Origin of the sequence: Spongiactinospora sp. 9N601 (assembly GCF_044326295.1) — a bacterium.
GTDB lineage: Bacteria > Actinomycetota > Actinomycetes > Streptosporangiales > Streptosporangiaceae > Spongiactinospora > Spongiactinospora gelatinilytica.
In genome coordinates, this window is the sequence record NZ_JBIRBB010000020.1 from 103,815 (window position 1) to 115,403 (window position 11,589).

The window sequence follows — 11,589 nt, forward strand, 5'->3', positions numbered from 1 at the left end:
GGCCTTGTGGGCCGCGAGCCGTCAGAGACCGGTGGGAAGGGAGCGGGGATCAGCCCTTGACGGCGCCCGCGACGAGGCCGGAGACCATGCGCCGCTGCACCAGGAGGAAGAACACGAGGACCGGGATGGTCATCAGCGTGGACGCCGCCATGATCCCGCCCCAGTCGGTGGAGCGCTGGCCGATGAAGAACGACAGCGCCCTCGGCATCGTGTAGTTGCTGGTCTCGTTGATCAGGGTCAGCGCGAACACGAACTCGTTCCACGCGGTGATGAACGAGAAGATGCTGGTCGCGACCAGGCCGGGGGCGACGAGCGGGAACAGCACCTTCCAGAAGGTGGTGAATCGGGACGCCCCGTCGATCCATGCCGCCTCCTCCAGATCCTTGGGGACCGCGGCGACGAAGGTACGCAGCATCCACACCGAGAACGGCAGGGTCAGCCCGATGTTGACCACGATGAGACCGATCAACTGGTCGTACATGCCCAGCCGCCGGACCATCAGGAACAGCGGGATGAGCAGCGCCTCGGCGGGCACCATCTGCACGATGAGCAGCAGCACCAGGAACGACGTGCGGAACCTGAACCTGAACCGCGCCACCGCCGTCGCGGCGAGCAGCGCGAAGACCGCGCCCACCAGCACGGTGGTGACCGCGACGATGGCGCTGTTGAGCAGGTACTCCCAGATCGAGTGCCCGGCGACGCCCTTGGTGAACACCCGCTCGACGTGGTCCAGGGTGGGGGAGAGCGGGACCGGCATGAACTCGGTCGTGTAGATCTCGTCGTCCGGCTTGAACGCGGTCGCGACCATCCAGTAGACGGGGAAGACCGCGAACAGGAACACCGCGATCGCGCCGGCGTTGAGACCGTACTTGGCAAGGCGCTTGCGCGCGAGTGGCGTCATCGGACGTCCTCCGCTTTGACGATCTGCCGGACGTAGACGAACGTGATCAGCAGCAGCACCACGGTGAGCACCACCGCGATGGCCGAGCCGAGTCCCATGTCCGGAGGCGGGCTGAACGCCTCGATGTAGCTCCACAGCGACAGGTTGAACGCCTCACGCGGCATGTTGGTGCCGCCGGCGATCAGGAAGAGCTGGGTGAAGACCTTGAAGTCCCAGATGATCTGCAGGACGATCAGGACGGAGAAGACCGGCTTCAGCAGCGGGAAGGTGATCTTCCGGAACGTCCCGATGCCGGTCGAGCCGTCCACCTTGGCCGCCTCGTACAGCTCCGACGGGATGCTCTTCAGCCCGGCGAGCACCGAGACCGCCACGAACGGGAACGACGCCCACAGCACCGCCATCACCAGCACCATGTAGATGGTGAGCGGTTCGTTCAGCCACGGCTGGCCGGACCAGTTCGCCCGGCCGAAGACCAGCGATGACAGCCAGTCGGGCAGCAGGTTGAGCGACCAGTTGATGATCCCGGAGTCGGCGTCGAACAGCCACTTCCAGATGATCGCCTGTGAGGTGGGCGGCACCGCCCAGGCGGCCATGATGCCCACCACCACGACCGTGGACATCGCCCGGCCGAGCCGGTTGAGCAGCAGGCCCACCAGCGTGCCGACCACCAGGGTGAGCGCCCCGGTGACCAGTGCGAACACGACGGTGTTGCGCAGGGAGGTCCAGAACAGGTCCGACTGGAGGACCGTGGTGTAGTTCTCGAAGTCGTTCCACTCCGCGGGGAGCGGGTTCTTCGGCCTGATCTGCTTCAGTCCCACCTTCTGGAAGGACATGACGACCATCTGGAACAGCGGGTAGAGCAGCAGTGCGCCGATGACGATGAGGCCGGGTATCAGGAGCGCGTAGGGGACCAGCTTCGGCGACATGCCGCTGGTCCTGCGCGGCGGCCTCCTTCTGGGGCCCCGCGACGGGGCGGGGGGATCTCCCCCGCCCCGGGCGATGGTTCGTGTGTGTGCCATGGTTACTGCTGGTTCAGGATCTCTTCGAGTTCCTTGTTGGCCGCCGCGAGGGCCGCGTCGACGTCCTTCTCACCCTTGATCACCGCGCGCGCCGCGTTCTGCAGCACGGCCTTGGTGTCATTGGCCTCCGCCCACTGCGGGTCGGCGGGGAAGCCCTTGGCGACCTTGAAGGTCTCCGCGAACGCCTTCTGGGCCGGGTCGTTGGCGTACTCGGCGAGGGCGTCGGGGTAGAGGGGGAGCAGGCCGTTCTCCTTGGCGTACCGGCCGCCGAACTCCTGGCCCGCGGCGAGCTTGACGTACTCCGCGGCCAGTTCGGGGTTCTCGGTGTCCTTCCAGACGGCGATGTCGTTGCCGCCCTGGAACGCCGGCGCCGGGCCCGTCCCTTCCTTGTTCGGGATGGAGAAGAAGGCCATCTGGTCGGCCTTGATCTTGCCCTTGCTCTGCTCCTCGATGGAGGCGATGTCCCAGCCACCGGTGACGAACATGCCGACCTTGCCGGCCGCGAAGCGCTGCGCGATCTCGATCGAGTTCAGGTTCAGGCGGGACTTACCTGACACGCCCTCCTTGGCCACCAGGTCGGTGTAGAACTGGAAGCCCTCCTTGAAGGCGGGCTCGGTCAGCTTGCCGACCCACTTGCCGCCCTCGAAGGCGGCGAAGTCGCCGCCCGCCGACCACACGAACGGCGAGAGCGACATGTTGGCGTCCGAACCGCCGTTGAAGGCGAGGCCGTCGACGTCGGAGCCCTTCTCCTTCTGGATCTTCTTGGCGGCCGCGATGAGGTCTTCCCAGGTCTTGGGCTCCTCGATCTTCAGCTCGCTGAACCAGTCCTTGCGATAGAGGACGGCGCGGGTGCCGCCGCCCCACGGCACGGCGTAGATCTTGCCGTCGATGGTCTCGTAGCCCCACAGGTTCTGCGGGATCTGCTGGAAGTCCGGGGTGCCCTTGGCGACCTCGGTGATGTCGGCGAGGGCCTCCTGGGCCACCCAGGCCGACACCTGGTCGTTGCCGAACTCGGTGACGTCCGGGCCCTCGCCGCTGGCGAGCGCGGCCGTCCACTTCTTCTGGGAGTCCGGCCACGGCACCCAGGTCAGTTCGACCTTGGCGCCGGTCTGCTGCTCGAACTTGCCGTTGAGGTCGTTCATGTACTTCTCGAAGACCTCGTTGGGCGCCCCGAGGCGCCACACCTTCAGCGTCTTGCCCGCGTACTGGGGCCCGGACGCGGAGGAGGAGGCGGCCTCGGACGGCTTGTCCGCCTCGGTCCCGCCACTGCTGCCGCCACCACAGGCGGCGACACTCAGAGCAAGCACGGCGGACGTCGCGGTCGCAACCGTGATCTTTGAGATTCTCACTTGGGTTTCTCCCTTCCCGGCTTCGCGTCGGGGGTCGCGCGTTCGGGGGTGCGGGCCCTGGCAGACCACCCCGCACCAGGTCGATGGCGACCTCGGACGGTCGGCGCTGTGACATCCCGAGGCGGGATCACTTGCCTGCGGGGTGACTCTCGCTAAACTAACAAGAAAGTTTCTTAAAAAAAACGCTCGTTAGCGTATCGTGACGAGAGGGGGGCCGATCCTTGTCCCGACGCCCGGGAACACCTCGGTTGCTGCGCCAGTTGAACGACCGCGCCGCACTGGAGCTCCTGCTCTCCGACGGCCCGCTCACCCGCGCCGAACTGGGTGAGCGAACCGGACTTTCCAAGGTTACGGCCGGACAGCTTCTGGCGCGCCTGGAGGGGCGCGGATTGGTGGCGCCCGTCGGCGAACAGGCGGGCGGGCGCGGCCCCAACGCGGCCCTGTACGGCGTGGTCCCCTCCAGCGCGTACGTGGCCGGCCTGGTGGTCCTGCCCGACCGCGTCACCGCAGGTGTCGCGGACATCACCGGCGAGTTGATCGCCCAGATCGCCGTCGATCCCAACGGCCACGGCGACCCGGTGAGGATCGTGCACAACGCCCTGCAGCGGGTCTGCCAGACCGCGCGGGTGTCGATGGCCCAACTGCGCGCCTGTGTGATAGGGACCAGGGGAGTGGTCGATCCGCGCACCGGCGACGTGCGGTTCTCCTTCGACCTGCCGTCCTGGCACGAGGGCGTGCTGGCCGCGCTGAGCGCCAGCCTGCGCCGGCCCGTGGTGATCGAGAACGACGTCAACCTCGCGGTGATTGCGGAGCGTGAGCACGGGGCCGCCCGCGGCCTGTCGGACTTCGTGCTGGTGTGGGCCGGCATCGGCCAGGGGCTCGGCGTGATGTTCGGCGGGCGGCTGCACCGCGGCAGCAGCGGCGGCGCGGGCGAGATCGGCTGGCTGCCGGTCCCCGGCGAGCCGCTGCCCGTCGATGTCGGCGAACCTCAGTCCGGGTCCTTCCAGCGCCTGGTGGGCGGGGAGGCCATCGCGGGCCTCGCCGCCGCCAACGGCCTGACCGGCGGCACCATCAGCGAGCAGGTCGCCGCCGCCGTGGCCGATCCGAGCGGCGCCAACGGCGACTTCATCGAGGAGGTCGCCGGACGGCTGGCGATCGGCGTCGCCGCGGTGACCGTGGTGCTCGATCCCGGTCTGGTCGTGCTGACCGGAGACGTGGGCAGGTCGGGCGGCAAGGCCCTCGCGGTCAAGGTCGAGGAGGCCGTGGCCCGCATCTGCCCGAGCCGCCCGCAGGTCAGGGTGACCGAGGTCGAGGGCGACCCGGTACTGCGCGGCGCCATCCTCGCGGCGCTGGAGCGCGCCCGCGAGGAGGTCTTCACCAGCACGGTGGACACCTGAAGCCAGGCGCGGCGGACGCCGCAGGCGGCGTCAGACCGTCCGCCACCGCAGCGGCACGGCCGGCCCCGCCGTGACCAGGCGTCCCGCGTGCGCGGTGAACGTGGTGCTCACCACGCAGGAATCGCTGCGGGAGAGCGTGCGCCACTCGTCCTCGTCGCCGCCCGGCGGCAGGCGGGTGTGGATCGCACCGCCCGCGTCCATCGCGTACAGGCGGCCGGTCATGCCGCTGAGCGCGACCGCGTCCGCCGAGGGGCCGATGTCCGCCCAGGCCCCGCTCGGCGCGTCGGCGAACGCCAGGCAGTACAGCCGTCCCGCCGTGGTCGCCGTGTAGAAGCGGCCGTCGGCGATGGCCAGGGCGACGGTGCCGGCCGGGGCGCGGCACACGTCGGTCCAGCCGCCGGGCCCCGCGGGCAGCGGCCGGTGGCGCAGCACGCCGCTCGGCGTCACGCCGTACAGGCCGATGCCCAGGCCGGCCGCGGCCTCCCGGGGCACGTCCAGGCAGCGCACCCCGCCCGCGTCGGCGATCGGCCGCCACGGCAGGTTCTGCCCGCACAGTTCGCGGACGTGCAAGATGCCCCCCGCGCCCACCCCGAACAGCGACCTGCCGTACCCGGCCAGGGCCACCATGTCGGCCGCCGGGCCGATGACCTCCCACTCGGCGGTGCCGGCCGGAGCCGACAGCCGGTCGATCACGTTGCGGGTGATCCGGTCCACCACAGGGTCGTCCAGCGCGTTGCCCCAGTTGATCGTGGCGGCGTTGAAGACCGTGCCGCGCCCGCTGGTGAACACGCCCATGGTGGCCGCGCCGCCCTGGCCGTAGGCGCTCCAGTGCCGCAGGTCGGCCGTGGCCAGCACCACGAACGAGGACGGCGTGCCGTCCCTGGCGGTCACCCGGGGCACGCCCATGACCTCGGTGTACTCCGCGGCGTCGGTCTCATATCCGAGCGTGCCCTGCCCGAACGGGTCGCCGTCGGCCAGCCCGGTCCCCTCGAACACCCAGTGCTCGGCGAACCTGACCGTGTAGGACTCCTTGAGGATCAGCGGCATGTACGGCCCCCAGGCCCCCGCGCCCTGCCGGAAGCTGACGCCGGTCAGCGTGTTCTCCGGCCGGTTGACCGGGGCGGCCGACCACTCGGTGGTGACCAGCCGGGGATCGGGGGAGGGGTCGGTCATCGGGTCGCGGTGGCACACCATGGTGCGCCGGTCGTCCTCCAGCCGGATCTGCCACCAGCAGGTGTTCCCGGCGAAGAACGCGATGTTGCCGCCCCGCCGGACGAACTCCTCGGCCGCGTCCCGCATGCCCGCCGACCAGTACTCGTCGTGCCCGCTGACGATCAGCAGCCGGTAGCCGCTCAGCAGGTCCAGCCCGTCGTGCAGGTCCAGGTTGGAGCAGAGGTCCACGGTGTAGCCGGACGGGCGCAGCCAGCGCAGCATGCCCTCCTCCCAGCGTTCGGGCGGCGGCCCGCCGCCCGGCCGGTCGAAGGTGACCCGGGAGGCCCGGGTGGGCTCCTCGGTCCAGTAGATGCTCTGGCCCGGCTCGCCCGCCCGGTTGTAGGCCTGCCAGGTGGTGAACGGCACCGACAGCAGCACCGGTGAGCGCGGCACGGCCGGCCGCAGTACGAAGTAGACCTCGTTGGGCGGCGAGACCGCCGTGCCGGGCAGTTCCTGCTCCCTGGGCCACGGCAGGTCGGCGTCGGCCTGGCCGGGGGCCAGGAAGCGGGCCCGGTACAGCGAGCTGTGCCAGTCCGCGGGGATCGTGAGGGTCCACTCGGGGCCGTCCACCCGCGCCGACAGCACCCGCCGGTCATCGGTCGCGTCGGCCACGCTGACCCGCACCGGCAGGTCGGACGGCTCGGCCTGGACGTGGAAGAGCAGCGATTCGCCGTGCGCACAGGACGTGGCCGCGGCGTACGCGGTCACCGTCATCCGGCGTGGACCTTCCGCGCCGCGGCCCGTGCGGCCGTCTCCACCAGCAGGTCCTCCAGCCCGCGCAGCCAGGACTCCATCCCGGCTTTGGGCAGGTAGCGGGTGTCGGCGGTCACCGAGATGCCGAGCCCCGCGCCCTCGCCGGTGATGTGCACACAGAACCGGCAGTTCAGCCGATCCTGGCTGATCGGCCAGGTGAGCGTGGAGGAGCCGAGCGCGGCGTGGATCTCGCCGGGCTCCCAGTCGCGCGGCGGTGGCTCGGCGAAGCGCATGTCGTTGTAGCAGCAGTACGGCTGGACCTCGGCGCCCCTGGCGGCGCTCGCCCGCGCGGTCGCCGCCGCCCGGCCCGCCGGGTCGTGGTAGGCGTGCCGGTAGGCGCGCAGCGCGGCGGGCCTGGCCGCCCGCAGCAGGTCATCGAACCGCTCGGCGGTGACGTCGCAGACGAACAGGCCCTCCTGGGACAGCGTGGTCACCGCGTTCCTGGTGTCGGCGCGGAACCGGTTGCCCACGATCGGCAGCATCGCGCACAGCTCCTGGCCGGTGACCCTGCCGACCATGGCGGCGCTCGCCGCGAGCAGTACCGCTCCGGTCGTCGCGCCGTGGAGCACGGCGAGCCGCTGCGCGGCCATTGCGGCGGCCCGCGAGGTCAGCAGCGCCCGCCAGATCGGCGGCCCGGGAAGTTCGGCGACCGGGGCCGGGAACATCGAGACGGGGATGCGGGAGAACTCCCGCTCCCAGTACTCGTCGGCGGCCCGCGCCAGGCGCAGGCCCTCCGCGGAGTTCTGCCAGCGGGCCAGTTCGGCCGGCTGTGCGGGCGGCGGGCCGCCCACCGTGCCGCGCAGCAGCAGCAGCCGAAGGTCGCGCACCGCGATCTCGGCCCCGAGGCCGTCGGCCGCCATGTGGCAGAAGACCAGCACGACATGGCTGACCGTGCCCTCGCAGATCACCACGCCGACCCGCAGCGGACGCTCGTCGCCGTAGTCGAAGGCCGACGACCCCATCCGGGCCTGCAACTCGGCGGCGACGGCCGCCTCCTCGCCGCGCGCCGCGTGGACGATCCCCACCACCGGCTCCGCGCTCTCGCCGACGATCTGCACCGGGCCGGGGCCGATGGTGGTGCGCAGCGCCTGGTGCCGGTCGGTCAGCAGGCCGACGGCCCGGCGGACGTCCGCGACGCCCAGCGGGCGGATCGAGCGGGGCACCGCGAGCACCCGGCCGAAGTTGAAGTAGCGGTCGTCGGGCGCGGTGCGTTCGATCGCCGCCCAGATCGCCCGCTGCCCCCAGGTGAGCGGCTCGCCGCTCACCGCGCCCGCCCGGTGATGTGGGCGGCGAGCAGGTCCAGGTCCTCGAGCGCGGCCAGCGACTCGTCGGAGAAATCCACGTCCACGCCGAACTCGCGCTCGATGGCGTCGATCAGCCGCATCTGCGCCAGCGAGGTGACGCCGAGGGCCGACAGCGGCAGCTCGGCCGCCAGCGCCTCCGCCGCGGAGACCTCGCCGTCGCTGGCCGTGGCCACCAGTTCGGCCAGTCGCTCCTTCGTCTCGCGCACGGCGCCCGCCGGGGCACGTCTCCCCACTGTGCTCACGTCATGGCTCCCTGCGTGGTCGCATGTCGGTCCAGGTCCGCTCGATGTGGTCCAGGCACGCCTGCCGGTCGCCGGTGACGCCGGTGGGGTCCCATCCGGCGGGGGGCTCCCGATCGGCGGGCCAGATCGAGTACTGCTTCTCGTGGTTGACCACCACCAGATGGGTCATCGCTCAGTCCCGCTCCTTCGCAAGGCGCGCGGCCTCCTCGTCGGTCAGTCGGTCGATCTCGGCCGTCAGCAGGTCCGTGACGGCCTGGGCGAGGTCCGCGACGGCGCCGGCGGCGAAGATCGTGCGGATCGGCACCTCGACCTCGGTCAGCGCCCGGATGCCCGCGATCACCCGGGTGGCCAGCAGCGAGTGGCCGCCGAGCGCGAAGAAGTCGTCGTGCGCGCCGACCTTCTCCAGGCCGAGGACCTCGGCGTACACGTCGGCGACCAGCTCTTCGGCGTCGGTGCGCGGCGGCACGTAGGCGGTGCTCTCGGGCACCGGGCGGGCGTCGCCGGGCAGCGCGGCGCGGTCCACCTTGCCGTTCGGGGTCAGCGGCAGCGCCTCGGCCCGCACGAACGCGCCCGGCACCATGTACGACGGCAGCGTGGCCGCCGCGTGCGTCCGCAACTCCGCCACCGGGGCGTCGCCGACGACGAACGCCACCAGCGTCTCCTCCCGGACCACCACGACCGACTGCCGCACGCCGGGGTGGGCGTCCAGCACGGCCTCGATCTCGCCGGGCTCGATCCGGTGGCCCCGCAGTTTGACCTGGTGGTCGGTACGGCCGAGGCACTCCAGGGTGCCGTCGGCGCGGCGGCGGGCCAGGTCGCCGGTGCGGTACAGGCGGGCGCCCGGCGGGCCGTACGGGTCGGGGACGAACCGGTCGGCGGTCAGCCCGGGGCGGCGCAGGTAGCCGTCCGCCACGCCCGCCCCGCCGATCAGCAGCTCACCGGGGACGCCGATGGGGGCCGGCCGGCCGTGCCGGTCCACCACGTGGCAGGTGGTGTTGGCGATCGGCCGGCCGATGGCGACGTCGCCGGGCGCGTCCGGCACCTGCCAGGCGGTGGACCAGATCGTGGTCTCGGTCGGGCCGTACACGTTGAACAGCCGCCGCGCGTTCGGCCGCAGTTCGGCGGCCAGCGCGGGCGGCAGCGGCTCGCCGCCGGCCAGGGCCGTGTCCACGCGCAGGCCCGGCAGCATCCGCCAGCCGGACGGCGTGGCCTGCACGTGCGTGACGCCGTGCCGGGCCGCGAGCGCGGCCACGGCGTCGCCGTCGCGGGCGTCGATTCCGCCCGCCATGACCACCCGGCCGCCGGTGACCAGCGGGAGGAACAGTTCCAGCGCGGAGATGTCGAAGGACAGCGAGGTCAGCGCGAGCCAGGTGTCGCCGGGGCCGCCGTCCAGCAACGTCCGCATGGCGAGCAGGAAGTTGGTCAGCGCCCGGTGCGGCACGACGACGCCCTTGGGCCGCCCGGTGGACCCGGAGGTGTAGATCACGTAGGCGGGGTCCTCCGGGCGCGCGCCGAGGGTCTCGCACATGGCGCCCGGCACGGCGAGCCGCCGTACGTCCTCGTCGGTGAGCACCCGGGCGACCTGCGCGTCCTCCAGCACGTACGCCACGCGGGCCGCCGGATAGTCCGGATCGACCGGCAGGTACGCCGCCCCGCTCATCGCCACGCCGAGCAGCGCCACCGGCGTCTCCGGCCCGCGTCCCGTGGTGATCGCCACCAGGTCGCCGCGGCCGATGCCGTCCTCGGCCAGCCTGGCGGCGAGGCCCGCGGCCCGCGCGGCGAGTTCGGCGTAGGTCAGCTCGCCTTCGTCGTGGACGACGGCCACGGCGTCCGGCGTGGCGGCGGCGTGGTTCAGCATCAGCCCGACGACGGTGACCGGCGGCAGGTCGGCCGCGGTGTCGTTGCACGCGCCGAGCAGCAGCTCGCGTTCGGCGCGGGGGAGCAGCGGGAGCGCGGAGACCGGCCGCCGCGGGTCCTCCGCGACGGCTTCCAGCAGCACCAGGTAGCGGGCGGTCATCCGCTCGACGGTGCCCTGGTCGAACAGGTCCGTGCTGAAGATGGCGTGGCCGGTCAGCGCCCCGTCGTCGCGGGGATAGAGGTCCATCGACAGGTCGAACCTGGCCGGGTGCCAGCCGTGCGGGACCGGCGCCGCGGTCAGGCCGGGCAGCGGGTCCCCGGTGTCGCCGTGGGTGTGGACCGCGAACATGGTCTGGAACACCGGCGTCCTGCTCAGGTCGCGGTCCAGGCCGAGCGCGCCGACCAGTCGTTCAAAGGGCACCTCACGGTGCGCGAGCGCGGCCAGGACGCCTCTCCGTGTCCTGGCCAGCAGCTCGGCGAACACCGGATCGCCCGACAGGTCGGCGCGCAGCGCGAGGGTGGTGGAGAACATCCCGATCAGGTTCTCCACCTCGGGGCGGTCCCGTCCGGCCGCCGGGGTGCCGACGCAGAAGTCGTCCTGCCCGCTGTGGCGGGCCAGCAGCACCTGGTAGGCGGCCAGCAGCACCATGTACGGCGTGCAGCGCTCCCGCCTGGCCAGCCGGTTGACCGCGGCGGACAGGCCGGGCGGGATCTCGAAGATCACCTCTCCGCCCGCAGGGGTCCGGACGGCGGGCCGGGGGCGGTCGGCGGGCAGGTCCAGCGGGGGCGTGCCGGCCAGCCGTTCGGCCCACCAGGAGACGTCGGCGTCCTGCTCCCGCTCGGCCCGCACGTGGTCGGCGTAGCGCAGCGGCAGTTCCTCCAGCGTGCCGCCGGCGTACAGCTCGGCCACCTCGCGGCGCAGCACGTTGATGGACCAGCCGTCGGCGTTGATGTGGTGCAGCACCACGCAGAGGACGTGGTCGTCGGCGGCCAGGCGGATCAGCGTGACCCGCAGCGGTGGCCGCGCGGCCAGGTCGAAGGCGGTGTTGGTGCGGTCGGCGACGATGGCCAGCGCGGCGCGTACGCCGTCCGCGTCCACCCGCTCGATCTCCACGGGGGCGGGCGGCTCGATGACCGCCGTGGGCCCGCCGTCCTCCGCCTCGGGGTAGCGGGTGCGCAGTGGCTCATGCCGGGCGGCGACCTCGGTGAACGCGGCCTGGAGCCGGGTGGTGTCGAGCCCGCCACGCAGCCGGTAGGCGTAGTGCGTCGTGTAGGAGGGGTCCTGCGGGTCGAGGCGGTGCAGGAACCACAGTCTCTCCTGGCCGAACGACAGCGGGCCGCTAGTCACGTACCGTCTCCCACGCTGTTTCGGAAGGATTCTTTCCGGAAAGATTCTTAACTGTTTCCGGCTGGGCCCAGTGTTCCACGGGCCTCGCGGCTGCCGCAAGCCCTGTCCTCACAAGGGGTTGCGGCTCTCCAGAGCCCATGTAAAACTGTCGATCTCGCCGAAAAGGAAAGGTTTCTTTCCAGAAAGAAACCTTACTATTCCGCTTCG

Annotated in this window: 9 protein-coding genes; 1 reads left to right on the forward strand and 8 read right to left on the reverse strand. The window is 71.8% G+C overall.

What is annotated here, in order from left to right; genetic code table 11:
- Positions 1–49: 49 nt before the first annotated feature.
- The 3 genes from ACH34R_RS36590 to ACH34R_RS36600 form a co-directional block, all read right to left on the reverse strand.
- The gene (locus ACH34R_RS36590) at positions 50–901 is read right to left on the reverse strand and encodes a carbohydrate ABC transporter permease (RefSeq protein WP_397566166.1); all 852 of its coding nucleotides are present in this window, start codon (positions 899–901) and stop codon (positions 50–52) included.
- The gene (locus ACH34R_RS36595; protein ID WP_397566167.1) at positions 898–1,827 is read right to left on the reverse strand and encodes a carbohydrate ABC transporter permease; all 930 of its coding nucleotides are present in this window, start codon (positions 1,825–1,827) and stop codon (positions 898–900) included. The genes ACH34R_RS36590 and ACH34R_RS36595 overlap by 4 nt, the downstream gene beginning before the upstream one ends.
- A 95-nt stretch (positions 1,828–1,922) precedes the next feature.
- Complete coding sequence (locus ACH34R_RS36600) at positions 1,923–3,269, reverse strand: extracellular solute-binding protein (RefSeq protein WP_397566168.1); 1,347 nt, start codon at positions 3,267–3,269, stop codon at positions 1,923–1,925.
- A 221-nt stretch (positions 3,270–3,490) separates the two neighbouring features.
- On the opposite strand from ACH34R_RS36600, the gene ACH34R_RS36605 reads away from it, so the two are divergent.
- On the forward strand, positions 3,491–4,666 hold the full coding sequence (locus ACH34R_RS36605) for an ROK family protein (protein WP_397566169.1): 1,176 nt from the start codon (positions 3,491–3,493) through the stop codon (positions 4,664–4,666).
- A gap of 30 nt (positions 4,667–4,696) precedes the next feature.
- Here ACH34R_RS36605 and ACH34R_RS36610 read toward each other — a convergent pair whose 3' ends face one another.
- Genes ACH34R_RS36610 through ACH34R_RS36630 form a run of 5 tightly spaced genes read right to left on the reverse strand, consistent with a single transcriptional unit; the run spans position 4,697 to position 11,382 of the window.
- Positions 4,697–6,592, reverse strand: coding sequence for a N,N-dimethylformamidase beta subunit family domain-containing protein (locus ACH34R_RS36610; protein ID WP_397566170.1), 1,896 nt, complete (start codon positions 6,590–6,592; stop codon positions 4,697–4,699).
- Positions 6,589–7,896, reverse strand: a complete 1,308-nt coding sequence (locus tag ACH34R_RS36615) for a condensation domain-containing protein (RefSeq protein ID WP_397566171.1) — start codon at positions 7,894–7,896, stop codon at positions 6,589–6,591. Before ACH34R_RS36615 ends, ACH34R_RS36610 begins: the two co-directional genes overlap by 4 nt.
- Complete coding sequence (locus ACH34R_RS36620; RefSeq protein ID WP_397566172.1) at positions 7,893–8,177, reverse strand: acyl carrier protein; 285 nt, start codon at positions 8,175–8,177, stop codon at positions 7,893–7,895. The genes ACH34R_RS36615 and ACH34R_RS36620 overlap by 4 nt, the downstream gene beginning before the upstream one ends.
- 1 nt (position 8,178) lies before the next feature.
- On the reverse strand, positions 8,179–8,346 hold the full coding sequence (locus ACH34R_RS36625) for an MbtH family protein (protein ID WP_397566173.1): 168 nt from the start codon (positions 8,344–8,346) through the stop codon (positions 8,179–8,181).
- A 3-nt stretch (positions 8,347–8,349) separates the two neighbouring features.
- Entirely contained in the window at positions 8,350–11,382 is a 3,033-nt protein-coding gene (locus ACH34R_RS36630; RefSeq protein WP_397566174.1) for an amino acid adenylation domain-containing protein, read from the reverse strand.
- Positions 11,383–11,589 lie beyond the last annotated feature (207 nt).